Here is a 25,925-nt window from a genome sequence, read left to right on the forward strand (position 1 = left end):
AAACTTCTACCTTAATGCCAATTACTAGTAATTATAACATTTTATCATTAAAAATTAATTAACAATTATGCAATTTGATTATTTTTTTTCGATAATTTGTCAATTTGCTTGGCCATGCAGCGTATACGTTGACATAGCGCCTCAATAATACTGATGGTTAGATTAATATCCATGTATTCAAATAAATGATAACGCTTTAACTTTAAAAGAAAGCAATTTTCTACAGCAACCACAGATTCTGTACGTGGTTCGGGCGATAGAACTGATAGTTCACCAAATATTTCTTGATCACCTAAGGTAGCCAGCACCTTACTACCATCTTTAATAGCGACTTTACCAGAAATAATGATATAAAGTACATCACCCAGCTCGCCCTTCTTAACGATTAAAGTTCCTGCTCTGACATATTCTTCTGACATACGTCCAGCCACCTCAATCAATAGCTCATCATTTAAATTCTTAAAAATATCTACGCTGCGAAGTACTGCTAATTTTTCTAATAAAATCATAAGGCATGCTCTCCCTCCTGCTGAAGAAAAAAAAATAATTTTCCCTCCTGTTTTTAGAAAAAACAATAATCAACTTGATCTTTTAAAAAACAATAATAATTAATTGTAGATTATTTTTAAGAAAGAAGTCTTATAAAAAGCTTTCTTTTCAAAATATTAGCAGTAGAGTATAAAAAAATGCCATATATACCAATAATTAGGTAGTATCTTCTAATAGTTCTTTATACGGTTAGGGAAGGTAGCTATCAAAACGCACAGTTTTTCCTACAATGCTAGATGAAGGATTAAGAAGCGGCGAAGCTTGTGCAGGCCATTTAACTACAACTTTCTGTAAACATCGTTTTCTTGCAATATTCAATAATTCTAAAGCATCTATATCTGGTGCTATTAATTGCTGTAGAACCTGTAATTCTTTTTTAACTAAAGCAGCCTTTTGCCGTGCCGGATGCATTGGATCTAGATAAATGACATCAGGATATTGCGCTTTAGTTAAATTAGTTAAATAACTAATCGCATCTTGATTGATTAAATGCAATAAAAGAGGATGTTCTTCTCCTTCTCGTCGGCTTAAAGCATCGTTAATTAAAGTAGCCATAATAGGATTTCGCTCTACCATCACTACCTCAGCACCAAAGCTTGCTAAAATTGCAGCATCCTTTCCCCATCCAGCAGTAGCATCGACAATACGCATTCCGGTTTTAGGTTTACAAGCACGAACTAATCCTTGAGTTTTACCTTCTTGGCGCCTTTTTTGCCAAAATTCTCGCGTAAAGTTACTATATATAGGTAGAAAGGGTTGAATATGCAATACTAGTTTATCAGACGTTAAAACTAATCTTTTTAACGCTTTATTATTAAGGGGTAAATTAAGCTGCTTGGCTAATAAGCTCGCCTCTTCTTTTTGTATCTCTCCCTCATAGCCTACCGCTAGCTCACTACACATGTCTCAGCCATTAAGGAATCCACCCATTCTGTAAGAGTATTAAAGATTGGTACATCCAAATAATTTAGTAAACCAACTCTATCAGTCATAGATGATAAAATAATAACAGGTTTGGCACCTACAGCTTGCGCTGCCTGAATATCAGAAACTCTATCACCTACAAAAGGGATATCAGTTAAATCAGAACAACCTAATTTTTCTGCAAGCGCATATAACATACCTGGCATTGGTTTGCGACACAGACAACCTGCATCAGGTAGGTGGGGGCAATATTCAATAGCGTCGATTCTGCCACCAGCTGATTCGATAACATTACGCATCTTGGCATGAATTGAAGCTAAATCTTCTTCGGTATAAAGTCCACGAGCAATGCCAGATTGATTAGTCGCAATACCGATACGGAAACCTGCCATAGTCAAACGAGCTACGGCAGCAATATTTTCTAAAATAGGGATAAATTCATCGGCGGATTTAATATAATGTAATGAATCATAGTTTATGATGCCATCACGATCTAATAGAACAATTTTAGTGGATTTTGACATCTTAACCTACTTTTATTAAGTATTTCTAAGCAAATAACTGCGATATATCAGCAACTCCCTGTAACGTATTTTGTAAATGTGATAATAAAATTAAACGATTCTTTTTAATATTTATATTATCTACCATTACCATTACATTTTCAAAAAATTCATCCACACTAGTCTTTAAAGAAGCTAATAAAGTTAAAATAGCAATGTAGTCTCGTTCTTGATATAAACAGTCAATTTCTTCTTTAATCTCTTTAAGTTTAGAAAAGAGTGTCTTTTCAGCCGCCTCTTGCAATAAATTTTCGTCAATTGCGCAATGTTGATAAGTAGAGGTTTCTTCCTGCTGTAGTAGATTATTAACGCGTTTACAAGCTGCTGATAAGCTTATTGCTTCTGGTAGGCTTGCAAACACTCTTAACGCTTCAATCCGTTTATCAAAATCATCTAAATAATCAGTTTGACGAGCACGAACAGCTTGGACAAAATCAGAGGTAATACCTTTAGCTAGATAATAAGATTGCTGACGTTCAAGAATAAATGCTTTTATCTCTGTAAGTAAATTTTCACTATTATCAAATTGGCTACTGTAAATTGCTAATGTATTACTTAATAATGTTGTTAAATTAAGCGAATAAGGGCTGGTAGTTAATAGACGAACAATGGCTAACGCATGACGGCGTAGTTTAAAAGGATCTTTGACGCCTGTTGGCCTTTGGCCAATAGCAAAAATACCAACTAGAGTATCTAGGCGATCAACTAAAGATAAAGCAAGCCCCAATACAGATTTAGGCAAGGCGTCATTAGCGAAGCGTGGTAGATATTGCTCATAGAGTGCTTGTGCAACTTCATCATTCTCACCATCATTTAAAGCATAATAATATCCCATTAAGCCTTGTAGTTCTGGAAATTCGCCAACCATCCCGGTCAGTAAATCACATTTGGATAGCTCAGCTGCACGCAACGCATTTTGCTTATTTAAGTGCAACGTATCAGCTAAATCACTTATCAGTGTTTGGATCCGGGTTGACTTATCCAATAAACTACCTAGTTTAGCTTGAAAAATAACTTTAGCAGTTGCTGCTAGATGGTGGCTCAATGGTAGTTTCTTGTCTTGCGCAAAAAAGAATGCTGCATCGCTTAAGCGCGCACGCATAACCTTTTCATTACCTGCAATGACTTGGTTAGGATTAGTACTGTGAATATTAGAAATTGTTAAAAAAATAGGTAACAATTGACCCTTTTGATCTTTAAGTGCAAAACACTTTTGATGGGTCTGCATAGCAGCAATTAAGGTTTCGGCAGGTACTGATAAAAAGGTTTTATCAAAATGAGCAACTAAAGCTTCTGGCCACTCAACAATAGAGGTTACTTCATCTAATAAGTCATTAGTCACTACTGCTTCTGCATTATATGCTTTAGCTTTTTCTTCAATTTGTTTTAAGATACTTTCGCGACGCTTAGCAAAATTAGCAATAACATAGGCCTCTTGCAGAAGCGCCTCATAATCACGAGGATTATCAATTATAATGGCTTGCGGTGCATGAAAACGATGGCCATAAGTATATCGCCCTGTTTGCACGCCTAAAATTTGGCAAGTTAAACTATCTTGCCCCAAAAGCATCACGGCCCAATGCACAGGACGTACAAACTCATCATCGTTATTACCCCAGCGCATAGGTTTTGCAATGGGAAGCTTAGCTAATGCTTCTTTAATAACTGTCGGTAGCAATGTACTTGCTTTTGCGCCAGCCATTTCATTTTCGTAAACAATCCATTCACCTTTATCCGTATGGCTAAGTGTTAAAGCTTCAACACTAACACCACATGACTTGGCAAAGCCTAAAAGTGCAGGTGTAGGCTCATTTTTATCATTATAGGCTGCCTTCTTGGCAGGGCCTCGCTTAGTTAATTTTTGAGTCGGTTGTTCATCTATTAAATCATTAATTAAAACAGCTAAACGGCGCGGTGTTGCATAGGCGGTAATGGTATTAAATTTAAGTTCTAATTTAGCTAGCGCTGCTGTTATATTTTCAACTAGTGCTTCACTTAATGGTAAGACAGCGCCTGAAGGAAGTTCTTCACAACCTAGTTCAAATAAAAAATCATTGACCATTACACACCTTTAACATAGGAAAATTTAACGCTTCACGCGCATCTAAATAAGCTTGAGCTACAGCTCTTGAAAGTTGTCTGACACGCAGAATATAACGTTGTCTTTCAGTTACTGAAATAGCACGCCTTGCATCTAATAGGTTAAAAGCATGCGAAGCTTTAATCACCATTTCATAAGCAGGAAGGGGTAAATTTAATTTAATTAATTTTTCTGCTTCTTGCTCATAATAATCGAAATGTTGTAAGAGAATATCTATATTAGCGTGCTCAAAATTATAAGCTGACATTTCAACTTCATTTTGATGAAAAACATCACCGTAGGTAATGACACCTTGCTTGGTTATACTCCAAGGTAATTCAAACAAATTATCAACGCCTAGAATAAACATGGCTAACCGCTCTAAACCATAAGTTAATTCACCAGTTACAGGTTTACAAGGTAGACCGCCTATTTGCTGGAAATAAGTGAATTGCGATACTTCCATACCATTTTGCCAAACCTCCCAGCCAAGTCCCCAAGCACCTAAAGTTGGTGATTCCCAATTATCTTCCACAAAGCGAATATCATCTGCTAAAGGATTAACCCCTAATGCACGCAAAGAATCTAAGTACTTTTCTTGAATATCTAGTGGAGAGGGCTTTAAAATCACTTGAAATTGATAATAGTGCTGTACACGGTTAGGGTTTTCACCATAACGACCATCAGTAGGTCTTCTGGAGGGTTGAACATAAGCACAGGCCCATGGCTCAGGGCCAATAGCCCGTAAAAAAGTGGCTGGATGAAATGTACCTGCGCCTACTTCCATATCTAGCGGCTGTAAAATAACACACCCGTGTTTAGCCCAGTAATTTTGTAGTGTTAAAATAATATCTTGAAAAGTCTTAATTTGCGTCATTTACTTTTAATACCTCGCAAATGAAATCATTAACTTAGCTTGTAAGCGTTCACATAATGGTATTAATTTAAGTCTTAATATAGGTTGGGCCGTGGCCCAACAATAGCTATCTGAATGTCGGCTACGGTCCAAGCTATCTAAAAATTCTAATAGACCTCTTTCCAAACTGGCATTAAACAACTATTACCATTTAGCAATGAAGTGTACACGAAAAGAAAGGTTTTTGAAGTATTTTTAACTATACGTTAGCTTTCTGCTTAACTTAGACAAATAAGTAAGAAAATGCAGGTCGCGTTTAAATGTATAGCGACCTGCACTAGAGATGATTTAAATATTATTAAGAGTTATTAGAACCTGCTTTGCTAATTAAATCCTGTAAGGTTTCAGGACTTGCAGCGCCAGGAATAAAGGTAGGCTGTGTACCTTGCTTAAATTGACCGCTTGGGGTTGAACCAATAACAAAAGCAGGTGTACCCATTAAACGTAATTTATCAGCAAGCTGACGATTAGCATCAAGCGCGTCAGTAACAGTTTTGCTATTCATGTCAGTTTTAAATTTGTTCATATCTAAACCGATTGACTTAGCAGCACTATCAATGAGTTGATCGTTTAAGCGCTGATCTTGCTTAAATAATGCTTCATGCATTTGTAAATACTTACCCTGCATGGCAGCGGCTAGTGCTGCACGCGAAGCATTATCTGAGCTTTTACCAAAAATTGGGAATTCTTTGTAAATCACTCTTAAATTGCTATTCTTTTTAATTAACTCATCAATGACCGGTGACATTTTTTTGCAATGAATACATTGATAATCAAAAAACTCAACTAAAGTAACGTCCCCTTTAGGGTTACCTACTACAGTTAATGGATCATTGAATAATTGTTGCGTATTTTGCGAAATAGCTTGTTGGGCTTCTTGCTGCATATTTTGTTGCTGCTTTTGTTGTAGCGCTTGTGAAACTTCAATAAGCACGTCTGGATTGCTCACTAAATAATCATGAACAATTTTTTGAATATCTTTCTTTTGCGCGTCCGTGAAACTGCTATTCATCGTAGTAGAATTAGTATCACTACTATTACTAGCAGCCATCAATGTTGGTGAAACCATTGTTGCCATCAGCGCACTTGCTGTTACAAATGTTTTTAATTTCACAACTTTTTCCCCTTAGTTTTATTTGCTATGCGAAACGTAGCATCAGCATCATTTAAATTCAAGGCTAAGTTTAATGAAAAGAATCTTTGAAGCAATCCTTTTTGTTTTAATAGATCAAATTATGAATACTATGCCAATTTCAATAGCAAATTAGATTAGACCTCTTGCATACCCTATTTTATATCTGCTAAGAACAGCCCTCTAAAAAAGTTAAATTAGCATAAGCTAATACTAACCATTTAACACCATGAAGTTTAAACTTTACTTGCACTCGAGTATGAGCACCACTACCTTCAACTGATAAAATTTTACCTTGACCAAATTTAGCATGTGAAACACTTTGGCCTATTTTTACCCCAGCTTCTTTTGCAGTCATCGCATTAAGGGCTGCAGTGGCTTTAATGACCGGAGCTTGAAAACGTCCGCCTACACGAATTTCTTCTAACAGCTCAACCGGTATCTCTCTTAAGAATCTTGATGGCTTATGATATTCTTCTCGGCCATATTGGCGTCGAATTTCTGCATAGGTTATAACTAACTTTTTCATAGCGCGAGTCATACCAACGTAACATAAACGGCGCTCTTCTTCTAAGCGGCCGGGCTCTTCAACCGATTGCCTACTTGGAAATAACCCTTCTTCTAAACCAACTAAAAATACTAAAGGAAACTCCAGTCCCTTGGCAGCATGCAAGGTCATTAAATGGACATAACGCTCATGAGCTTGAGCCTGCATTTCACCCGCTTCTAAGGAAGCATGCGATAAAAAAGCCGTTAAAAGTGGGACAGGTTCAGCGTTATCTTGTTCATAACGAAACTGTTTAGCCGCGTTAATTAACTCTTGTAAGTTATCTAGTCGCGACTCCGCTTTATCGCCTCTCACTTTAGCAAAGTGATCATATAAACCACTGTCTTTAATAACGATACTAATTTGTTCATCTAACTCTTGGCTTTTTATTTTATCGCGTAAAGTAACTATTAAAGTTAGAAACTTCATTAAAGCAAGTGCTGCACGTGAAGGTAGCATTTTTTCTTGCAACATTTTATTGGCCGCTTGCCATAAAGATAATTGTTGAGCTTTAGCCGCCTCTCGTATCTCATCTAGTGTCTTTTCACCAATTCCGCGTGCCGGAAAATTAACCACTCGTTCAAAAGCCGCGTCATCCTGGGTATTAATGATTAATCTTAAGTAGGCAAGAGTATCTTTAATTTCGGCTCGCTCAAAAAAGCGCACACCGCCGTGAATGCGATAAGCAATGCCTGCCCGTAGTAAAGCTTCTTCTATAACACGGGATTGAGCATTAGAGCGGTACAATACAGCAATTTCATTAGCATTTTGCCCATTTTGCATAGCAATATTAACACGTTCACTAACAAAGCGGGCTTCATCTAACTCGTTAAAAGCACTATAAACCACAATTTTTTCGCCTGCTTTGCCTTGAGTCCATAATTCTTTACCCATACGAGCATTATTATTTTCAATCAAAGCATTAGCTGCATTGAGTATCGTAGAAGTAGAGCGGTAATTTTGTTCTAAGCGTATGACTTGGGTATGGTTAAAATCTCGTGAAAATTGTTGAATATTCTCAACTCGTGCGCCACGCCAGCTGTAGATAGATTGATCATCATCACCTACTGCCATCACTGAAGCATGGTCCCCAGCAAGTAGGCGAATCCAAGCGTACTGAATAGCATTAGTGTCTTGAAATTCATCCACTAAAATAGCCTGAAAACGATTTTGGTAATGTGCTAAGATATCTGGATTGTTACGTAATAATTCATGAGTACGTAATAATAATTCAGCAAAATCAATCACCCCGGCCTGTGCGCAAGCTTCTTCATAATGTTTATAGATATGAATTAGGGTGCGGGTTGGGCCATAAGATAAAGGCTGAATTTGCCCTGGACGCAACCCTTCATCCTTCTTACTATTGATAAAGGCTTGAGCTTGCTTAAATGGCCATTGTTCAGGGTCAAGTTTTAAAGCCGCAATAACTCGTTTAATTATTCTGATTTGGTCTTCACTATCTAGAATATGAAAATGCGCAGGTAAATTAGCCGTTTCATAGTGTCTTCGTAAAAGGCGATGACAAAGACTATGAAATGTACCTACCCATAAACCCATTAAAGGCGTATTTAATAATTGGCTAAGACGAGCCTTCATTTCGCCTGCGGCCTTATTGGTGAAAGTTACTGCTAAAATAGCATGCGGAGACATTAGATGATGTTCAATTAGCCAAGCAATACGACTAATTAATACACGAGTTTTACCACTACCGGCTCCAGCTAAAACTAAAATATTACCTAAAGGTGCTATTACTGCCTGGCGCTGTTGCTCATTTAATCCATCAAGTAATGCTGTCATGTGCTACTCATTATTAATACTAAATTGCGCATTATCTTTAATTTATTTGCTAAAGACAAAGCTTTGCAGCAATTATTTAAAAAATAATATCTATAGCTTTATATTCAAATTGTTAAAAACAAACTCAATACCTAGTAAATATAGGGTACATAATTATTAAAACTGACATTTGGTTTGTTTAGTTATAATTAAAATTTGAAATACCGCCAAGACAATAAGAAATAAAAGCTTCTAAATACTAACTATCTAATATTAGAGTATAGTTATAAAAATAGGCCACGAATATTAATGCAATTTATTAAGTAATAGTTAATTGCTTTGCACAGACAAAACTAGATTCTACGAACAAGTCTTAAGACAAGTCGTAGGGGAATAATTTACAAGGAGCTAAGGATAAAAGCCGCGAGAAAAAGTTATAGAGCGTAGAGAAAATGAATATAAGTTAAAAAACTCTTCTCTAAAGCTATGATTTTAAATAGCTTTAACTTTTATCTTGCAGAGATTATTTAATTAACATTAAAACGAGAGAATTATGCAAAATCTCTACCCTGCGATTAAGCCTTATAAGCACTACGAATTACCGGTAGATAAACCCCATGTTCTCTATATTGAAGAAACGGGAAATCCGCAAGGGATACCTGTATTAGTGCTACATCCGGGTCCAGGTGCTGGTGGTGATACAACACTAAGACGTTTTCTTGATCCCGAGTTTTATCGCATAATTATTTTTGATCAACGAGGTTGTGGCCGCTCAACACCGCATGCCAATATTGAAAATAACACTACCAGTCAGTTAATTGCCGATATCGAAACAATACGTAACTATTTAGAATTAAACCAAATTATTTTATTTGGTATTGGCTGGGGCGCTTTACTTGCCCTCTTATATGCACAAAAATATCCCTCTGAGGTGCGAGATTTAGTATTACAAAGAGCTTTTTTAGGAAGAAAACAAGAAATTAATTGGTTTTATAGAAATGGAGCTAATAATATTTATCCAGATTATTGGCAAGAGTTTATTGAATTTACTACGCACACTAAACCTGAGCAAGTTATTCAATATTATATACGCTGCTTACAAGGTAACAATGAAGTCGCTCGTATGGCGGCTGCTAAAAATTGGGCACTTTGGTACGCTCGGTGCAATTGCTTGCAAGCTCACCAAAGTGTTATTGAAGAATACACCGAGCCTCATTTTGCCTTAGCACTTGCCACCCTACAAACGCATTATTTAAATCATTATCTTTTTATTGAAGAAAATCAGGTTTTAAAAAATATTGATAAAATCAAGCATATTTCTACTTATCTTATTCATGGACGATATGATATGGTATGCCCTTTAATTAATGCTTGGGACCTACATCAAGCACTATCTTTATCAGAACTAATTATTGTTAGAGAAGCAGGTCATTCCTACCAAGAACCTGGTATTGTAGATGCACTAATTAATGTTACCAAGCACATTGCTTATAAGTAATAATGTATGTTAACTGTTATTCAACGTGTTCAATATGCTTTTGTTGAAGTCAATCAAACAACTATTGCTAAAATAGATCATGGTTTATTAATTTTATGTGGCTTTGCACCTACTGATTCAGTAAATACCTTAAAAGTCATGCTTAAAAAATGTTTAAATTATCGCATTTTTGATGATAAACAAGGAAAGATGAATTTAAATCTTTCAGAGGTAGAAGGCGGATTATTGCTAGTACCACAATTTACCTTATTGGCAGAAACGAATTCAGGTTTACGCCCCAGTTTTTCTAAAGCGGCTCCTCCAGCCCAAGGCAAAGAATTATTTACACAATTAATTACTTTAGCAAAAGAAGCTTATAGTCCGGTAGCTTTTGGTGAATTCGGCGCCAATATGCAAGTTCATTTATGTAATGATGGCCCTGTTACTTTTATGATGCCATTTAATTAATTATGGCTACTTTCATATTAGACTTCTGCGAAAATTGTGAGCGCTAACTCAAAATCAGCAACAGCGCAATACATAACGTATGTACATATTTTGCAGCGGTTTTGACAAGCACCTATTGTTTAAGCAGATCAGTTTGCAAGTCTATTAAAGTGGTGTAACATCAGAGTAATTCTTTTATTAAAGAAAAACATCATGCGCTTCAATAAGAATAATAAGGCAAAATGGACTATGCTAAGCGCTCTGCTTCTGTGTAGCTGCATTCATAAAGGTCCTAACCCTGATGATCCTTACGAACCATTTAACCGTAAAGTTCACAATTTCAATATGGCTTTTGATGCTACGATGTTAAAACCACCAGCAAAATTTTATAAAGCTGTTGTCCCTGCGCCGGTTAGAGCTAGTGTAAATAATGCTTATAATAATATTAATCTAATTCCTACTGTCGCTAATGATTTATTACAAGCTGACTTTAGCTATGCACTTAAAGACACCTGGCGTTTTTTCATTAATTCAACTTTAGGGGTTGGCGGTCTATTTGATGTAGCAAATCGGTTTGGACTCCCTGCACATACTAATGACTTAGGACTTACTTTCGCTAAATGGGGATATAAAAAATCAGCTTATTTTGTGATCCCTCTCTTAGGCCCAAGTACTATACGAGATGGCGCAGGTATGTTAGGCGAATACTTTCTTTTAACACCTTATCCTTATATTAGCTATGATAATGAGGCTGTATTATATGGCTTGTTAGGCCTACGTTATATTGATTTGCGCTCACAATATCTTGATAAGGAAAAAGTATTAGATGAGGCACTGGATAAATATACTTTTTTAAGAGACGCTTACTTACAAAATCGTAATTACCTCATTACCGGTGAGCAGCCTAATAACGATTCTGATACCGACGAATTGTATGTTGATGGCGATGATGAAGATAATAATGAAGAAGCAGGCGCTGATTACGTTGACGAAGACGATGTAGAAACTTCAAGTGCTACAGAAAATCAGGAACTTGATAAAACATCTAGCCATTTAGCAAATCAAGCAGCAGCTAAATCAGCTAAAAATGTTATTATTGATAAAACTATAAATCATGAAAATGAACAAGCGAGTAGTAAGCTTAATAATAAAGAAATAGATAGTTCTAAAAAAATACCAAGCTAAATAAATTTAGACTAGTAATTTTAATATCGCACTCGACTATAGAGCTTAATAAATCGCTATTAATAGGTTAAAAGATAATAACGCTATTTTTTCTTAATTAATTTACGTTAAAATACTATTAAGCTTCTTTCAGAATTGCCATTGAAAGGCTATTTTCGTTTGAAATTAACTATCAATGTCAGCTTTGAAAGAAATCTATTCTCTTGGTCATAATTATATTTATAAGATTTATCCCATGTTACATATCGCTTTATATCAACCTGAGATTCCTCCTAATACAGGAAATATTATTCGCCTATGCGCAAATAGCGGTGCCCAACTACATTTAATTCATCCTTTAGGCTTTGCTTTAGATGATAAACGTATGCGCCGTGCCGGTCTCGATTATCATGAGTGGGCAAATGTCATTTATCATGATAATGAAGAAGCTTTTATAGAACAAAATAAAAATAGACGAATTTTTGCATGTTCAACAAAAGCAAAACAAAATTATCACACCATTAATTATCAGGATGAAGATTTATTACTGTTTGGTCCAGAAACAAGAGGTTTACCCAGCCCCATATTAGAACGTTATACAGCCATTCGTATCCCTATGCATAAAAATAGTCGCAGCTTAAATTTATCTAATGCAGTAGCTATTATTTTGTTTGAAGCCTGGCGGCAACTAGAATTTATTTGAAAATGTTTATTAAATATAAATATATTTAACGCTAGCTTAAGAACTCTCCCAGAATATGCTTAAATTTTGGTGAAAGGTTCATTTTGAGAACAGATGGTGTCAAATTAAGAGCAAAACTGTCATTCCCGCGCAGGCGGGAATCTATTCCTAAGTAAGTATAGTGCCCATATCAAAATAGATTTCCGCCTGCGCGGAAATGACAGGATTCTGAAGAGTACAAATATTTAAGATAGATTTTTATTTTGTCATTCCTGCGTAGATAGAATCTAGTTCTAGCTAGACACAGTGCCAGTATTAAGATGGATTTCCGCCTGCGCGGAAATGACAGGATTCTTAGTTGATGTTATGGTGATCTTTTTACGTATCAACTAGATGCCCCACTTACGCTCACATTGGGTATTTTCACTGCGAAAAATTAGCTGTCATTCCCGCGTAGGCGGGAATCTACTTCTGGCTAGGCACAGTGCCAATATTAAGATGGATTTCCGCCTGCGCGGAAATGACAGGATTCTAAAGAGTACAAATATTTAAGATAGATTTTTATTTTGTCATTCCTGCATAGATAGACTCTAGTTCTAGATAGGCATCGTGCCAATATTAGGATGGATTTCCGCCTACGCGGAAATGACAGGATTCTGAAGAGTACAAATATTTAAGATAGATTTTTGTTTTGTCATTCCCGCGTAGATAGAATCTAGTTCTAGGTAGGCATCGTGCCAATATTAGGATAGATTTCCACCTGCGCGGAAATGACAGGATTCTTAGTTGATGTTATGGTGATCTTTTACGTATCAACTAGATGCCCCACTTACGCTCACATTGGGTATTTTCACTGCGAAAAATTAGCTGTCATTCCCGCGTAGGCGGGAATCTACTCCTAGCTAGGCACAGTACCAATATTAAGATGGATTTCCGCCTACGCGGAAATGATAGGATTCTTAAATGGGCACCATTAGGTGAATATCTACCTTAAACTAGCTAAGAATTTTAAATAATCACCCGTAATATCTATATTTGTTTCAGCCATGATTTCTTTAGCGCAAGTAGGGCTAGTCACATTTATTTCGGTTAAATAATCACCAATGACATCAATACCAACAAAATAAAGCCCCATTTTTTGTAAAGTTGGGGCAATCTGTTGACATATAAAGCGATCTCTTTCTGTAATCGGAACAACTTTTCCACTACCACCAGCGGCAAGGTTACCACGTAGCTCTCCTGGTGTTGGAATACGTGCTAGGGCATGAGAAACAGGTGTGCCATTAATAAGGATAATCCTTTTATCGCCTGAACTTTTTATCTCAGGAATATATTGCTGGGCCATAATACTAACAGACTGCTGATTGGTTAAAACCTCCAAAATAACAGATAAATTCTCACCTCGCTCATCTACATGAAAAATAGCTTGCCCACCCATTCCTGCCAATGGCTTATAAATAACATTTTGATGCTCTTGCCAAAAAGCACGTAACTGCTTGATATCTTTTGTTACTAAGGTGCGAGGACAACAAGTAGAAAAATTAAGCGTAAAAAATTTTTCATTAGCATCACGTAAACTTTGTGGTTTATTAGCAACTAAAACGCCTGCACGTTCAGCTAACTCTAATGCATACGTATTATAAATATACTCTAAGTCAAATGGTGGGTCTTTACGCATTAAGATAATATCAAAATCACTTAAAGGACGCTCACCTAATGCCGTAGTTTCAGCCCAACGTGTTTGATTTTCATCAACGATAGAAATATTACTTACCTCTGCAAAAGCTTGCCCTGCCCGGCAAGTAATATCTATGGGTGTAAAATAAAAGCAGGACCAGCCTAGTTGCTGTGCACGCTTTAACATTGCTATGGTTGTATCTTTGTAAGGCTTTAATAAGTGCAGCGGATCCATCAATACTGCTAACTTCATTACTCCCCCCCAATAGCAGCAATTTCTCTTGCCGCCGCCAGCGCTGCTAAACGCGCAATTACACCATAGGAATAAAACCGATTAGGACAAGAATCGACCGGCTCACGATCATAGCGAGGCATATTGCAAGGTTGTTTAAATGCTAATGGTTCAAAATGCATTCCAGGAGCATTTAAATTTTCAGCAACACCTCGGCCTTGATGAACACGATAAAAGCCTCCTACTACATAAGGACCTATCATATAAACAACAGGCTCAGCTACCGCGCCATCTGCCATCGTCTCAAAAGAGTACACTCCTTCCTGAATAATTACTCTACTAACTTTTTGACTACCTTTACTAGCTGCCATACGAGTTCGTTGCTTACGATTTAATTGCTGTAGCTCTTCAGCATCATAAATCATCATGACACTCATACCATAGGTTCCATTGTCCGCTTTAATTGCTAAAAAAGGGCGCTCTTTAATACCATAATGTTCATATTTATTTTTAATATTCAATAATAAACTGTTTGCTTCATTAGCTAATTCATTAAGTCCTTCTTGAGCCATAAAATCAATATTATCAACTGCTTTAAAATAAGGATTAATTAGCCAAGGATCTAAGTCCACCAGGTTAGCAAATTCAGTAGCGACTTGGTCAAAGAGACAAAAATGGGTTGATTTTAGGCGACTAAACCATCCTAATTGTGCTGTAGGACGAATTCGTTGCTGTATACCTTGCAAAATTGGCGGGATGCCGGTGGATAAATCATTATTAAGCACAATAATGCAAGGCTCAAAATCAGCTAACTTTATTTTATTGCCCTCTCGGATTAAAGGTTCAATTAATAATGACTCCTTCTCGTCGATAGGCATTCTTTGCGGGCTGGTTACTTCAGAATCAAGACTACCAATCCGCACTATAAAACCTGCTTTAGCTAAAATATCTTTTAATACATTTAAACTTTGCAGGTAAAATCGGTTGCGAGTATGGCTTTCAGGTAACAACAATATCCGCTTACAATTAGGCAAATAATCAAATAAAACTGATTGCATAGCCTGAATACACAGCGGTAGAAAATCTGAATTAAGATTATTAAAGCCTGCAGGAAATAAATTAGTATCTACTGGCGCTAGTTTAAAACCCGCCTGCCGTAAATCTACAGATGAAGTAAGTGGTGGCGGTGTTTCTAACCACTTCTGCCTAAACCATGATTCAATAGTAGCTACTTGGCTTAAAATAACTTCTTCTACATGATAAAGCGGGCCAAAATTTACTGTAGTTAAATGTGGAACTGGCATAGTTTCAGAAAGCATAATTCTCCCACTTGTCATTGAGATAGAACAGTTGATTAACAACAGCCTTATAAAGAGCTATAGGATAGCTATGAAAAATGTATTAGAAAAGGGTTTGCTTATTTATTGTAAGATAATTTTATATAGACTTCATATTAGATTAATAATTAAATAAAATTTAAAACTATTCTTTGCACAGAACAAAAATCGAAAATTGATTAAAAGCTATTTTCGCCAGATTAACGTTCCCTCGCTTGTCTAAAGGATCCAGCGCTGTAATCAGACCACTGGAGCTCGCGAACAAGTCGCAGGACGTCGGGAGGATGTAAAAATTGAATAAGCAAGTAAATGCATTACCAACTAAAAAGGCCCTATTGCTCTTAATTTTATTAGGTTTTATTTGGGGGTCAGGTTATAGCTTAGCTCGCTATGCGATGTTAAACCTTGTTTCACCACTGGGTTATGCTTTCTGGCAATCTATAGGCCCTGCTTTTTTATTGAGTTTATTGTGCCTTTGGAAAAATAAAAGAGCACTGCTTCATTCTTCCTTTTGGCCTTACTATTTTATTTGTGGCTTATTAGGTATTAGCATCCCTAATACCAATATGTATTTTATAGCTAAACATCTTCCAGCAGGTTTACTTGCAGTTTTAGTTAATATTGTACCTTTACTTGTTTACCCTCTAGCTTTAATTTTCAAAAAAGAACAATTTGATTTAGGACGTATTATAGCAGTAACACTTGGCGTACTTGGTATTTTGCTTATTTTAGCTCCGACAAGCACAGGGCTTACTTCCTATTGGTCTTTAATTGCTTTAATAAGTCCTCTCGCTTTTGCTTTGTGTTCGATTTATGTAAGTATTTATCAGCCACAGACAGTAGATGCCTTAAGTGCTGCCTGTGGAATGTTAATAAGCTCATCTTTGATGCTTCTTCCTGTCATTTATCAACAACATGCTTTTTATTCGCTTATGCCACCATTAACTTTACCCAAACAAGCTATTTTACTTGAAATTTTATTATCGACCTTAGGCTACATTTTATTCTTTAAATTAATAAAGCTCGCCGGTCCGGTCTTTTATAGTTTAACGGGCGGTGTAGTTGCTTTAACAGGATTATTTTGGGGATTTATTATCTTCCATGAGGTCCCAACTCAACTACAAGGCATCGCTATTTGCTGCATAATTACCGCTATTTTTCTGTTATCATGGCGGCAAGCAAAGCAAAAACACTATTTAATAGAAAACGCTCTTGCAAACTGAGTTTTGCTATAATCAATTGAGGTAATGCAGGCATGTTAAATGAATTAGCACAGCAATTTAGTAATCAAATTACTAATTTTAATTATCTTTTATTACTCATTAATGCCCTACTGCATGTTTTATTTGCTGGCGCTGTAGCACGTGATGCTGGTAGTTTAAATAAAACAGGGCAAAGGCTTGCCTTAGTTTCAGCACCAAGTTGGGCTTTTGCAACCTTAATCGGTGGCGTTATTACAGCCGCTATTTATTGGTTTATCCATCACTCTACCCTTACCAGACCAACTTTAAGAGAATTTTTATAATGTTAAATACTAATATTGCAACAATTGAAGTCGATGATTTAAAACGATTATTGGATGAAAATGCTAATTTGTGCCTTATTGATGTTAGAGAACCTAGTGAGTGGGAAGAAGTACATATTCCAAACGCCATTCATCTTCCTAAAGATAAGCTTATTAATGATATCGCAACTACAGTACCTGACTTAGAGCAATCTATTTATCTTTACTGTAAAGGTGGCGTACGTTCTTTATATGCTGCACAAAAACTATTAGAGATGGGTTATAAACATGTTTATTCAGTAAACGGTGGTATTATTGAATGGATAAAGCATAACTACCCTATTAAATAGTAAAAATAAATAATCAAGTAGCGTTATATTTAATCTTTTAAAAGCCTTAATTGGGTAAAGTAATGAGTTTTTACCAAGATAGTAATCAAACACTACCCGCAGGTAGTGTTTAAGCTTAATTAGGTATCATAGATGACGGTGTAGTACTTTTTTCATCATGCTTTGTAGCATTTTTTTCATCATGCTTTGAATTGTCAGCGTTAGGTGTAGTTGGTGCTGTTGCACTAAACATTCTCCCAAAATAACCTTTAGAGTGCTGATCAACTTTAGTAGCTTTTTCTTTTTCCTTAGCCTGCTGAGCTCTTTGCTCAATTTTCGCTAAAGTATTTTTTTGAGCATTAGCATGTACTTCTAGGAAAGTTGCATAGTGAAGCGCATTTATATTATTAAATACTTCATGTAAATCTAATTTCTTTATGTCAGAAAAGGGAGTAGTTTCACGAACATAATTTAAACTAGGATCTAAATAAATATGCGTCGATAGAAATTTATTCGCAAAGCTTAGTAGAGTTAGCTTACTAGCTAAATCTAATTCATTAACTTCATCGGTTTCACTTTCTGGCGTAAGCCCAACTGCTCGCTCTAAACCACTATACAAAGTACTGGCTCTTGGATCACGAACAGGATAAGTTTTATAAATTTGATCTAAAACAGCAAAAGCTACCCCTGTAAAACATCGAGCTCTTTTGTGATTATCTAAAACTACTTCACCATCAGAAAAACCTATCTTAGGAGAGCTATCAAGTACCTCAAGTACTTTCCATAAAAATTCTACTTGGCTACTCCGCGGGCTACTTAATTTTCTTACCGCTGCTAACAACTCCTCATCTGGCTTCTCTAATTTTTTATTGTAATCTTTAGAAATAAGATTATGGTATTGTAATAAATGGATAGTTTCATTTAAAAATATTCTTTTTATATCCTTGAGAGGCTTTACATGGAAACTCATTTCCGTTCTCCTTAAACTCCGTAAAAAATCTTGTGAGTCATCTCACCCAACCAGTTTAAACTAATTAAATGCTTTCGTCATGCATTTTGCTTATACTATTTTATCAAATTGTAAGCTAATGATTTAATTTAAATATTTTCACTTAAAGATAAAAAATTGCGCCAACTTTAATCCAATAGAATATTTTAATGACTTTTTTCTAACTTTAACTATTTACCTAATTAGTAATCTCCCTTAGCATGTCAACCACGAGAGCGCTTGCATAACTCGCCCTAAAATAAAATCTGCAAGAGCCCTACTAAATTACTTTTGCTTAAATTAGAGGTAGGTAATGAAAAAACTGTTTTTTATTGTTTTAATCTATTGTAGTAATGCAGTTTTTGCTCAGATACCACCACCAAAATTAATTGTTCAGATAGTAATTGATCAATTTAGAGGCGATTTAATTCATCAATATCAAAATAAATTTGGCCCAGATGGTTTTAATTATCTTTTGCGAAACGGAATAGATTTTAGCAATACGCATCATCCTCATGCTAATACAGTCACTTGTGTCGGCCATGCGACAATTGCTACCGGAAGCTATCCATCGTTACACGGTATTATTGCTAATGGCTGGTTTGATAGGCAAATGCAAAAGGGCACTTACTGCGTAGAAGATTTAACCACCGAAATACTTCCTACTAGCAGAACAAAAATTAATTTAGCTGGCCGCTCTCCAAAAAATTTACAAACCTCAACTATTAGCGATGAAATAGTTCTTGCAAAAAAAGGCCAGGCTTTTGGTATCTCTTTAAAAGATCGCGCAGCAATAATGCTTGCCGGGCATGCAGGTAAAGCATTTTGGTTTGATAAAAAAAATGGTGGTTTTGTTACCAGTAATTATTATTACGCTAGTTATCCTAAGTGGGTAGAAAATTGGAACCATACTTATACCGATAACAATCAGCCGTGGACATTAAGTAGAGAGCTTAAAAATTACAGGTTTGCTACTGCCCCTCTCTTTAAAAATCGCTTTACCGGTTTTGGGCAAACCTTTCCTCACTATTTAGGTTCTGCTAATGATAAGTTTTATTATAAGTATTTATCTATGACACCTTATGCTGACGAATTAACTGCTAATTTTGCTATGCAACTGCTTAGCTACGAAAACTTAGGCCAATCAGTTAATCAAACAGATTATTTGGGCATTAGCTTTTCAGCAACAGATGCAATAGGGCATCAATTTGGTCCAAACAGTTTAGAATCAGAAGATAATCTTTTACGTCTAGATAATACGTTAGCTAAGCTATTAAAAGCGATTGATAGGCAAGTGGGACTTCGCAATACACTTATTATTTTAACTGCAGATCATGGTGTTACTGATTCACCAGCCTACCTTACAGCTCATCATTTCCAGCAAGTACCACCCTTAAATAAAAACGATATACGTAACGCTATTGTGAGTCTGCTCGCAAAACAATTTAATTTACCAGCAGCAACATTACAAGCTCTTACTCCACCTTATCTCTATCTTGACCAGCAAATAATTACTGACCATCAACTTTCATTGCGTAGAGTAAGCACAGCGCTTGCTGAAATGCTTAGACATAAGCCTGGTATTTTTCAAGCCTACCCTTTGCCAATGTCAAATATAGAAAAAAATTGGTTAAGTGCAAAAGTCGACAAAATGGCATCATATCGTGCTGGGGATATCTATATAGTTCCACCTCCCTATCAGTCTTTACCTCATGTTGTGCGTGTTAATCATGGTACTCCTTGGCAATATGATAGTTATGTGCCCTTAGTGTTTACTAGCCCAGGATTTAAAGCGCGACAAACTTCAAGGCCAGCTTCTACTACGGATATTGCCCCTACACTGGCAGCTATTTTAAAAATAAAATTTCCATCTGGCGCTGTGGGTAAACCTTTACCAGAAATTACGAACTTTTATGAAACAAATGCTTGAAATTTATGTAATAAGCCTATACTTAATAAAAAATTATTAATTGAAATATAAATATGAATAATGTTAGAACATTTGTTTTACTTGCAAGCTTAACAGCCTTGTTATTAATTATAGGCCTCCTATTAGGCGGCAAAAGTGGCCTCATAATCGCGCTTGTTTTTGCTTTCATCATGAATTTCGGTGCTTATTGGTATTCAGATAAGCTGGTATTACGTATGTTTAATGCCCAGCCTTTAACTGAGAGCCATCCAGTTTATAGCATAGTGGCTGAGCTTGCAAAAAAAGCCAACACACCTATGCCTAAAGTGTTTTATATTGATAATTCTACACCCAATGCATTTGCAACTGGGCGCAACCCAGAACATGCTAGTATTGCGGTTACTTCAGGTTTATTAAGCCGAATGACAAATGAAGAAATTACTGGAGTTCTTGCTCATGAAATGTCACACGTACTTAATCACGATACATTAATTAACGTGATTGCAGCAACTATTGCGGGTGCTATTAGTAGTATTGCTAATATGTTTATGTGGACGTCGATGTTTAATCGTTCAAATGAAGACCGCCCAAATCCGATTGCAAGTTTAGCTATGATGATACTTGCGCCAATGGCTGCCGGTTTAATCCAAATGGCTGTTTCTCGCTCACGTGAGTATGAAGCAGATGCGGCAGGTGCCAAACTATGTGGCCATCCACTCTGGCTAGCTAGCGCGCTAGCTAAACTTGAAATTGCCAATCAGCAAGGCCAATTTAGCGAAGCTGAACAACATCCTAACGCTGCGCATATGTTTATTGTAAATCCTTTAAGTAGCCAACGGATTGCAGAGTTATTTTCAACACATCCCGTTACCGCTGAACGAATAAAACGCTTACAAGAGATGGCGCGTACTAGTAACTACTAAATTGCTAAACAGCTTAGCTTAAATTTTAGAGTCTTATATCCGTTAACAGATTTTAATACTAATCAAGCTGACACTTCGCACAATACTAAAGTTAATTAATATCAATCTAAGTAACTTTTAATTTTTAATCATTATTCTTCTTAATTATCTTTTAATAAAGATTGAGTTACTATTGCTTCTAACACCATCTATAACTTAGTAATCCTATCTTTAATCTGTACCCATTATACAACTTAAAATAGAATCTATGACATTTGAAGCTTGCGTTGCACTACTATTCTAAGCATAATTTGCCACTATCTTTACTGAATTGAGTTTACTATGGGGCAATTAGGTCATTTCATTATTAATCATTGGTTACTTTGGGCTCTTTTAATAGTGGTGCTTATTGCTATTTTTATTAATGAAGTAGCAGAGCGACGGAAACAAGGCGAAGAAATTGATCCTCAAAGCGCAGTAAAACTTATAAATGATAGCAATGCTGTCGTTATTGACTTACGTGATGAAGAAAATTACCGTAATGGGCACATTATTAATGCCATCCGTGCCACAGCAGAAAGTTTTAATAATAAACAAATGGATAAGTATAAAACAAAACCAATCATTTTAGTTTGTACCCGCGGTGTAGAAGCTAAAACGTTAGCTGCAAAATTACGCCAGCAAGGTTTTACCCAACCTATAGTACTCTCTGGTGGTATTAATGCCTGGCAAAGTGCAGATTTACCCTTAGTAAAAGGAAAATAAAATGGCAAATGTAATTATATATACAACGGAATACTGTCCTTATTGTAGGCGTGCTAAACAACTACTTGATAGTAAAAATGTTTCTTATAAAGAAATTCGTGTTGATGAGGAGCCAGGAAAACGAGAAGAGATGATGGCTAAAAGTGGCAGAAGAACTGTACCGCAAATCTTTATCAACGATCAAGCGATAGGTGGCTGTGATGATTTACATGCTCTTGAGAGCCAAGGCCGATTAGATCAACTTTTAAAAGACTAGGAAAATTATTATGAATGACCAAGCTAAACCAGCTGAACAAAATCCAGAAGCACAGTTTATGATTCAACGTATTTACATTAAAGATTCTTCATTTGAAGCACCAGGCACACCTGGCGTATTCCAACAAAAATGGGAGCCGGAACTCACTCTTGATATAAATACAGCAAATAGCGTTTTAGAGAAAGATGTTTATGAAGTTGTGTTAACCCTTACCGCCACAGTGAAAAATCAAAATGCTGTTGCTTTTTTAGCAGAAGTTAAACAAGCAGGGATTTTTACTATTCAAGGTGCAGCTGGCGCACAACTTGATCACCTATTAGGTAGCTTTTGCCCTAATATACTTTTTCCTTATGCGCGTGAAGCTATTACTTCTGAAGTAATTCGCGGTAGTTTCCCGCAGTTAGTCTTAGCACCCATCAACTTTGATGCGCTTTATGCTCAACAGCTTGAGCAAAAACGCAAAGAGGCAGAAACAGCTCACTAAAAAATTATAATAAATTTAAACTATGAAAGAAAATACGATTGCCATTCTAGGAGCAGGCTCTTGGGGAACTGCAGTAGCAATTCATCTAGCTCATTATGGTAATCGTATTATGCTGTGGGGGCACAACCCCGAGCATATCATAGAAATGCAGCACCTTAGGCAAAATAAACGCTACCTCCCAGGTGTTTCTCTGCCCGATTTAGTTCTACCCACTTCTAACTTAGAAGCATGTATGGAAACCGCCTCTGTAATTATCATTGCCGTACCCTCGCATGCTTTTGCTGATCTTTTAGACCGCTTCAATAAGCCGCCAGCTAATGGCCTTGCATGGCTCACTAAAGGTTTAGATCCTGTCAGTAATTACTTATTAAGTGATTTAATAGCTAAGCGCTTCGGTGATAGTTATCCTATTGCTATTATTTCAGGACCCTCTTTTGCAAAAGAAGTCGCTCACTTTCTCCCTACTGCCTTAACTTTAGCTGGTAATAATTTAGTTTTTCAAAAACAGTTACAACGTTTACTTCACCAACAAAATTTACGTGTTTATCTTAGTACAGATATAATTGGCGTCCAGCTTTGTGGCGCGGTCAAAAATGTTTTAGCTATCGCTTGTGGAATTAGTGATGGTTTAGGATTTGGTTCTAATGCTAAAGCCGCCCTCATTACTCGTGGGCTTGCTGAAATGAGTCGTTTAGGTAGGTATTTAGGTGCACGTGAAGAGACCTTTCTTGGCTTAGCAGGCGTAGGCGATTTAGTTTTAACTTGTACAGATAATCAATCAAGAAATCGTCGTTTTGGCCTTAAACTTGGCGAAGGGATAAACTCGCAGGAAGCAGAAAAAGCAATCAATCAAGTCGTTGAAGGAAAACATAATGCTACTCAAGTGTGTAATTTAGCACGACGATTAGCTGTTGAAATGCCAATCTGTATGCATGTAGAAGCACTACTCAATAATGAATTAACTCCCTTACAAGCTGTAAATAATCTTATGACTCGCTCAGCGCGGGATGAATAGCCTTCAAGAAAAAGATTAAGAACTTTTAAAAAACTCTTTTTGAATGACCTACGTTCGTAGCTTATCTATGGATTTAAAGATTCAATTATAGTGTACTCTTAAATTACTCTTTAACTATTATCTTGCATTAAGCTTAAGCTGTTCAGTAGTATTTAAAGGTTGAGTTTGATTAGGCACATATTTTGTATAACAAGAGGTATCTTTCCAAGGCGAGTTAGGAATTTTTACTAACTCATCTAAAAGCAAACTTTCTAAACTATCGGGTTCAAATCTATTAGAAGGATCATTTAGACATTCATTAATAATAACTTGTGGTTCTTTATAATCTACTAAGCTTGCGTGTAACTCTTTTTCCAGTAAACTGGCTCTTCTAACCGCAGGACTTGGCTGCAGAACTGAAAACCATGAACGATGTTTGTCATAAAAATTTTGAATAGCTGCTTCAGCCGCTTTAATAATAGCCTGTGCTTGCTCTTGTGTAGAAACTTCTTTAGGTAATATTGTATTAAACAAAGCAACGGTAGAGGGGTCTGCACCTTCTAATTTCAAGCGATTATCTTTTGTAAGATGAGACATAATACTCAACAAATCAATTATCTGCTCGCGTGCTCTAAGGTTTACAAAATTATGGCTAAGCTCAATTGTTTTTACATGCATAGGAATTGCTTTAAGAATAATATCTAACTCTTCCGGTTTGGAGGCATAACGACCTAATTCATTATGACTTAGATTTAATGACGTAATATGTTTTGGAATCGCTTTAAGGATTTGTACAATCTCATCCGTAGTTAAATTCTCATCAGAAAAAATATAGCTTAAATCTAATTCGGTCTCCGTAAGTGGCACTTGCTCAACTGTTTTTAGCAGTTGAGAAACATCTTTAAAGTTATCGCTTGCTATGCGGTAGGCCATCTTAACATTCCTCTTTTAAGCATTTTATTACATATTATCTTTATCATAATTTTTTTTACTTAGCTGAAATTGAAAAATTTACCTCTATTACTTAAAGATTAGGCTGTAATGCAGTAAAAAACAGGTAAATGTTCAAAAATTATTCAATTTTTACAAAAAAGTTATAAAATAAGGTTGAAAACTTAACACGCTTATTGTTCTATTTTAGATTAACTTGTTTAATAAATAAAAATTTAATCTTAAATTTTTTACAATATTTATTAAAAATAGTAAAAAACTGACTTTATGATAACTTTAATCAGGAATATTAAGTGTTTACTATGGTGCCCAGGGCCGGAGTCGAACCGGCACGGAGTTTAACCTCCGAGGGATTTTAAGTCCCTTGCGTCTACCTGTTTCGCCACCTGGGCTAATTTGAAGGCTGAGGCCGGAATCGAACCGGCGTACACGGCTTTGCAGGCCGCTGCATAACCACTCTGCCACACAGCCAAATATCAAGGCCGAAAAAAAAGCGACTGTAGTTGTCGCTTAATTTGGAGCGGGAAACGAGACTCGAACTCGCGACCCCAACCTTGGCAAGGTTGTGCTCTACCAACTGAGCTATTCCCGCGTCACTACGGGTTGCATTCTACCGAAATCCTCAACACTGTCAATAAGTAACTTCATTTTTTTTTGTTAATTCAGGCCAGGCAATCATTAGGTAAATTACCATTGACCAAATTGTTAAAATTGCAGCTACATAAAGCGAAATAAACCCAACTACCCCCCACCAAGAAGATGCTGGATCAAAGGCAACTAGTAAGACTAAAGCAACCATCTGTACGGTAGTTTTTATTTTACCGATATAGCTGACTGTTACACTAGCTCGTCTACCTACTTCAGCCATCCATTCACGTAATGCTGAAATAACAATTTCGCGGCCTACAATGATGATGGCAGGTAAAGTAATATAGTTTATATCCTTAGCACCCACTAAAAGTAAAAGAGTGCAAGCAATCAATAATTTATCTGCAACAGGGTCAAGAAAAGCGCCAAATGGAGAAATCATTTTTAATTTACGAGCAAAATAGCCATCTAGCCAATCTGTAAAGCTAGCTAACGCAAAGATAAAAGCAGCTAAGCCATGCGACCATTCAAAAGGTAGATAAAAAACCAAAATAAAAATAGGAATTAAAATAATACGTATTAAAGTTAAAACATTAGGTAAACTGGTCAGAGGATTCACGGCACACATCTCCTTTTTACGATCTTTGGATCTTAAGCATTTATTTGCAAACAAGTTAAACGGGTTATTACTAAGCTAGAATGTTAATTAACTTTAATTATAAAACCTTTAGGCTTATATAAATTTTAAGCTT

The 25,925-nt window shown here is 36.2% G+C and carries 24 protein-coding genes, 3 tRNA genes and 1 pseudogene; 13 read left to right on the top strand and 15 right to left on the bottom strand.

Translation table 11 applies throughout. The features are described from left to right. Nucleotides 1-65: 65 nt before the first annotated feature. From ACNVED_RS11235 to uvrD, 7 genes are all read right to left on the bottom strand, one after another. Complete coding sequence (locus ACNVED_RS11235; RefSeq protein ID WP_419419114.1) at nucleotides 66-509, bottom strand: cyclic nucleotide-binding domain-containing protein; 444 nt, start codon at nucleotides 507-509, stop codon at nucleotides 66-68. A 229-nt stretch (nucleotides 510-738) separates the two neighbouring features. Continuing rightward, on the bottom strand, nucleotides 739-1,452 hold the full coding sequence (locus ACNVED_RS11240; RefSeq protein WP_419419115.1) for a class I SAM-dependent methyltransferase: 714 nt from the start codon (nucleotides 1,450-1,452) through the stop codon (nucleotides 739-741). Next, on the bottom strand, nucleotides 1,437-1,997 hold the full coding sequence (gmhB, locus tag ACNVED_RS11245; RefSeq protein ID WP_419419116.1) for a D-glycero-beta-D-manno-heptose 1,7-bisphosphate 7-phosphatase: 561 nt from the start codon (nucleotides 1,995-1,997) through the stop codon (nucleotides 1,437-1,439). Before gmhB ends, ACNVED_RS11240 begins: the two co-directional genes overlap by 16 nt. A 25-nt stretch (nucleotides 1,998-2,022) precedes the next feature. After that, nucleotides 2,023-4,098 carry a glycine--tRNA ligase subunit beta gene (gene glyS, locus ACNVED_RS11250; protein WP_419419117.1) on the bottom strand — a complete coding sequence of 692 codons (2,076 nt, stop codon included), beginning with the start codon at nucleotides 4,096-4,098 and terminating at the stop codon, nucleotides 2,023-2,025. Next, nucleotides 4,088-4,993, bottom strand: a complete 906-nt coding sequence (glyQ, locus tag ACNVED_RS11255; RefSeq protein WP_419419118.1) for a glycine--tRNA ligase subunit alpha — start codon at nucleotides 4,991-4,993, stop codon at nucleotides 4,088-4,090. The genes glyS and glyQ overlap by 11 nt, the downstream gene beginning before the upstream one ends. 337 nt (nucleotides 4,994-5,330) lie before the next feature. Then, a complete protein-coding gene (locus ACNVED_RS11260; RefSeq protein WP_419419119.1) occupies nucleotides 5,331-6,146 on the bottom strand; it encodes a DsbA family protein in 816 nt (271 codons plus the stop codon). 187 nt (nucleotides 6,147-6,333) lie between these two features. After that, the gene (uvrD, locus tag ACNVED_RS11265; RefSeq protein WP_419419120.1) at nucleotides 6,334-8,508 is read right to left on the bottom strand and encodes a DNA helicase II; all 2,175 of its coding nucleotides are present in this window, start codon (nucleotides 8,506-8,508) and stop codon (nucleotides 6,334-6,336) included. Between the two features lie 532 nt (nucleotides 8,509-9,040). On the opposite strand from uvrD, the gene pip reads away from it, so the two are divergent. The 4 genes and pseudogenes from pip (at nucleotide 9,041) to trmL (ending at nucleotide 12,278) form a co-directional block, all read left to right on the top strand. After that, nucleotides 9,041-9,985, top strand: a complete 945-nt coding sequence (gene pip, locus ACNVED_RS11270) for a prolyl aminopeptidase (RefSeq protein WP_419419121.1) — start codon at nucleotides 9,041-9,043, stop codon at nucleotides 9,983-9,985. Nucleotides 9,986-9,991: 6 nt separating this feature from the next. Continuing rightward, a complete protein-coding gene (gene dtd, locus ACNVED_RS11275) occupies nucleotides 9,992-10,432 on the top strand; it encodes a D-aminoacyl-tRNA deacylase (protein ID WP_419419122.1) in 441 nt (146 codons plus the stop codon). 228 nt (nucleotides 10,433-10,660) lie between these two features. Continuing rightward, a pseudogene (locus ACNVED_RS11280) lies at nucleotides 10,661-11,315 on the top strand (VacJ family lipoprotein); the annotation flags it as partial. A gap of 516 nt (nucleotides 11,316-11,831) precedes the next feature. Next, nucleotides 11,832-12,278, top strand: a complete 447-nt coding sequence (trmL, locus tag ACNVED_RS11285; RefSeq protein ID WP_419421179.1) for a tRNA (uridine(34)/cytosine(34)/5-carboxymethylaminomethyluridine(34)-2'-O)-methyltransferase TrmL — start codon at nucleotides 11,832-11,834, stop codon at nucleotides 12,276-12,278. A 964-nt stretch (nucleotides 12,279-13,242) separates the two neighbouring features. On the opposite strand, the gene gshB is transcribed toward trmL, so the two are convergent. Next, complete coding sequence (gene gshB / locus ACNVED_RS11290) at nucleotides 13,243-14,187, bottom strand: glutathione synthase (protein WP_419419123.1); 945 nt, start codon at nucleotides 14,185-14,187, stop codon at nucleotides 13,243-13,245. Then, nucleotides 14,187-15,485, bottom strand: coding sequence for a glutamate--cysteine ligase (gene gshA / locus ACNVED_RS11295; RefSeq protein ID WP_419419124.1), 1,299 nt, complete (start codon nucleotides 15,483-15,485; stop codon nucleotides 14,187-14,189). Before gshA ends, gshB begins: the two co-directional genes overlap by 1 nt. Before the next feature lie 311 nt (nucleotides 15,486-15,796). On the opposite strand from gshA, the gene ACNVED_RS11300 reads away from it, so the two are divergent. From ACNVED_RS11300 to ACNVED_RS11310, 3 genes are read left to right on the top strand one after another with little or no spacing between them, the layout of a single operon-like run. Next, nucleotides 15,797-16,726: a DMT family transporter gene (locus tag ACNVED_RS11300; protein WP_419419125.1), complete on the top strand. Its 930-nt coding sequence runs from the start codon at nucleotides 15,797-15,799 to the stop codon at nucleotides 16,724-16,726. Nucleotides 16,727-16,758: 32 nt separating this feature from the next. Beyond that, nucleotides 16,759-17,028 carry a hypothetical protein gene (locus tag ACNVED_RS11305; protein ID WP_419419126.1) on the top strand — a complete coding sequence of 90 codons (270 nt, stop codon included), beginning with the start codon at nucleotides 16,759-16,761 and terminating at the stop codon, nucleotides 17,026-17,028. Then, on the top strand, nucleotides 17,028-17,357 hold the full coding sequence (locus ACNVED_RS11310; protein WP_419419127.1) for a rhodanese-like domain-containing protein: 330 nt from the start codon (nucleotides 17,028-17,030) through the stop codon (nucleotides 17,355-17,357). The genes ACNVED_RS11305 and ACNVED_RS11310 overlap by 1 nt, the downstream gene beginning before the upstream one ends. Nucleotides 17,358-17,472: 115 nt before the next feature. On the opposite strand, the gene ACNVED_RS11315 is transcribed toward ACNVED_RS11310, so the two are convergent. After that, the gene (locus tag ACNVED_RS11315) at nucleotides 17,473-18,306 is read right to left on the bottom strand and encodes a hypothetical protein (protein ID WP_419419128.1); all 834 of its coding nucleotides are present in this window, start codon (nucleotides 18,304-18,306) and stop codon (nucleotides 17,473-17,475) included. A gap of 331 nt (nucleotides 18,307-18,637) precedes the next feature. On the opposite strand from ACNVED_RS11315, the gene ACNVED_RS11320 reads away from it, so the two are divergent. The 6 genes from ACNVED_RS11320 to ACNVED_RS11345 all read left to right on the top strand — a co-directional run bounded on the left by ACNVED_RS11320 (nucleotide 18,638) and on the right by ACNVED_RS11345 (nucleotide 23,655). Then, complete coding sequence (locus tag ACNVED_RS11320) at nucleotides 18,638-20,254, top strand: alkaline phosphatase family protein (protein WP_419419129.1); 1,617 nt, start codon at nucleotides 18,638-18,640, stop codon at nucleotides 20,252-20,254. Nucleotides 20,255-20,307: 53 nt separating this feature from the next. After that, a complete protein-coding gene (gene htpX, locus ACNVED_RS11325) occupies nucleotides 20,308-21,156 on the top strand; it encodes a zinc metalloprotease HtpX (RefSeq protein WP_419419130.1) in 849 nt (282 codons plus the stop codon). Nucleotides 21,157-21,477: 321 nt separating this feature from the next. After that, complete coding sequence (locus tag ACNVED_RS11330) at nucleotides 21,478-21,900, top strand: rhodanese-like domain-containing protein (protein ID WP_419419131.1); 423 nt, start codon at nucleotides 21,478-21,480, stop codon at nucleotides 21,898-21,900. Between the two features lies 1 nt (nucleotide 21,901). Continuing rightward, complete coding sequence (gene grxC, locus ACNVED_RS11335; RefSeq protein ID WP_419419132.1) at nucleotides 21,902-22,156, top strand: glutaredoxin 3; 255 nt, start codon at nucleotides 21,902-21,904, stop codon at nucleotides 22,154-22,156. A 10-nt stretch (nucleotides 22,157-22,166) separates the two neighbouring features. Further along, nucleotides 22,167-22,640, top strand: coding sequence for a protein-export chaperone SecB (secB, locus tag ACNVED_RS11340; protein ID WP_419419133.1), 474 nt, complete (start codon nucleotides 22,167-22,169; stop codon nucleotides 22,638-22,640). 22 nt (nucleotides 22,641-22,662) lie between these two features. Further along, the gene (locus ACNVED_RS11345) at nucleotides 22,663-23,655 is read left to right on the top strand and encodes an NAD(P)H-dependent glycerol-3-phosphate dehydrogenase (protein ID WP_419419134.1); all 993 of its coding nucleotides are present in this window, start codon (nucleotides 22,663-22,665) and stop codon (nucleotides 23,653-23,655) included. Between the two features lie 117 nt (nucleotides 23,656-23,772). Here the strand turns inward: ACNVED_RS11345 and ACNVED_RS11350 are convergent, their stop codons facing one another. The 5 genes from ACNVED_RS11350 to pgsA all read right to left on the bottom strand — a co-directional run bounded on the left by ACNVED_RS11350 (nucleotide 23,773) and on the right by pgsA (nucleotide 25,792). Continuing rightward, complete coding sequence (locus tag ACNVED_RS11350; protein ID WP_419419135.1) at nucleotides 23,773-24,567, bottom strand: hypothetical protein; 795 nt, start codon at nucleotides 24,565-24,567, stop codon at nucleotides 23,773-23,775. 321 nt (nucleotides 24,568-24,888) lie between these two features. Further along, a tRNA-Leu gene (locus ACNVED_RS11355) sits at nucleotides 24,889-24,977 on the bottom strand. A gap of 8 nt (nucleotides 24,978-24,985) precedes the next feature. Further along, nucleotides 24,986-25,056: transfer RNA gene (locus tag ACNVED_RS11360), tRNA-Cys, on the bottom strand. Nucleotides 25,057-25,101: 45 nt separating this feature from the next. Further along, nucleotides 25,102-25,177: transfer RNA gene (locus ACNVED_RS11365), tRNA-Gly, on the bottom strand. Nucleotides 25,178-25,216: 39 nt separating this feature from the next. After that, nucleotides 25,217-25,792 (bottom strand): CDP-diacylglycerol--glycerol-3-phosphate 3-phosphatidyltransferase, encoded by a 576-nt coding sequence (pgsA, locus tag ACNVED_RS11370; protein ID WP_419419136.1) that lies wholly within the window; start codon nucleotides 25,790-25,792, stop codon nucleotides 25,217-25,219. Nucleotides 25,793-25,925 lie beyond the last annotated feature (133 nt).

It is taken from the genome of Legionella sp. D16C41 (assembly GCF_048541585.1).
In the GTDB taxonomy this organism is placed as follows: domain Bacteria; phylum Pseudomonadota; class Gammaproteobacteria; order Legionellales; family Legionellaceae; genus Legionella_C.

What these genes read in the sequence shown, in the direction of transcription:
- glyS (WP_419419117.1), bottom strand. Translation starts at nt 4,098, where the DNA reads ATGGTCAATGATTTTTTATTTGAACTAGGTTGTGAAGAACTTCCTTCA.
- secB (WP_419419133.1), top strand. Translation starts at nt 22,167, where the DNA reads ATGAATGACCAAGCTAAACCAGCTGAACAAAATCCAGAAGCACAGTTT.
- ACNVED_RS11235 (WP_419419114.1), bottom strand. Translation starts at nt 509, where the DNA reads ATGATTTTATTAGAAAAATTAGCAGTACTTCGCAGCGTAGATATTTTT.
- gmhB (WP_419419116.1), bottom strand. Translation starts at nt 1,997, where the DNA reads ATGTCAAAATCCACTAAAATTGTTCTATTAGATCGTGATGGCATCATA.
- trmL (WP_419421179.1), top strand. Translation starts at nt 11,832, where the DNA reads ATGTTACATATCGCTTTATATCAACCTGAGATTCCTCCTAATACAGGA.
- ACNVED_RS11345 (WP_419419134.1), top strand. Translation starts at nt 22,663, where the DNA reads ATGAAAGAAAATACGATTGCCATTCTAGGAGCAGGCTCTTGGGGAACT.
- dtd (WP_419419122.1), top strand. Translation starts at nt 9,992, where the DNA reads ATGTTAACTGTTATTCAACGTGTTCAATATGCTTTTGTTGAAGTCAAT.
- ACNVED_RS11320 (WP_419419129.1), top strand. Translation starts at nt 18,638, where the DNA reads ATGAAAAAACTGTTTTTTATTGTTTTAATCTATTGTAGTAATGCAGTT.
- ACNVED_RS11350 (WP_419419135.1), bottom strand. Translation starts at nt 24,567, where the DNA reads ATGGCCTACCGCATAGCAAGCGATAACTTTAAAGATGTTTCTCAACTG.
- htpX (WP_419419130.1), top strand. Translation starts at nt 20,308, where the DNA reads ATGAATAATGTTAGAACATTTGTTTTACTTGCAAGCTTAACAGCCTTG.
- grxC (WP_419419132.1), top strand. Translation starts at nt 21,902, where the DNA reads ATGGCAAATGTAATTATATATACAACGGAATACTGTCCTTATTGTAGG.
- glyQ (WP_419419118.1), bottom strand. Translation starts at nt 4,993, where the DNA reads ATGACGCAAATTAAGACTTTTCAAGATATTATTTTAACACTACAAAAT.
- ACNVED_RS11315 (WP_419419128.1), bottom strand. Translation starts at nt 18,306, where the DNA reads ATGAGTTTCCATGTAAAGCCTCTCAAGGATATAAAAAGAATATTTTTA.
- pip (WP_419419121.1), top strand. Translation starts at nt 9,041, where the DNA reads ATGCAAAATCTCTACCCTGCGATTAAGCCTTATAAGCACTACGAATTA.
- ACNVED_RS11310 (WP_419419127.1), top strand. Translation starts at nt 17,028, where the DNA reads ATGTTAAATACTAATATTGCAACAATTGAAGTCGATGATTTAAAACGA.
- ACNVED_RS11330 (WP_419419131.1), top strand. Translation starts at nt 21,478, where the DNA reads ATGGGGCAATTAGGTCATTTCATTATTAATCATTGGTTACTTTGGGCT.
- gshA (WP_419419124.1), bottom strand. Translation starts at nt 15,485, where the DNA reads ATGCTTTCTGAAACTATGCCAGTTCCACATTTAACTACAGTAAATTTT.
- ACNVED_RS11240 (WP_419419115.1), bottom strand. Translation starts at nt 1,452, where the DNA reads ATGTGTAGTGAGCTAGCGGTAGGCTATGAGGGAGAGATACAAAAAGAA.
- ACNVED_RS11305 (WP_419419126.1), top strand. Translation starts at nt 16,759, where the DNA reads ATGTTAAATGAATTAGCACAGCAATTTAGTAATCAAATTACTAATTTT.
- uvrD (WP_419419120.1), bottom strand. Translation starts at nt 8,508, where the DNA reads ATGACAGCATTACTTGATGGATTAAATGAGCAACAGCGCCAGGCAGTA.
- gshB (WP_419419123.1), bottom strand. Translation starts at nt 14,187, where the DNA reads ATGAAGTTAGCAGTATTGATGGATCCGCTGCACTTATTAAAGCCTTAC.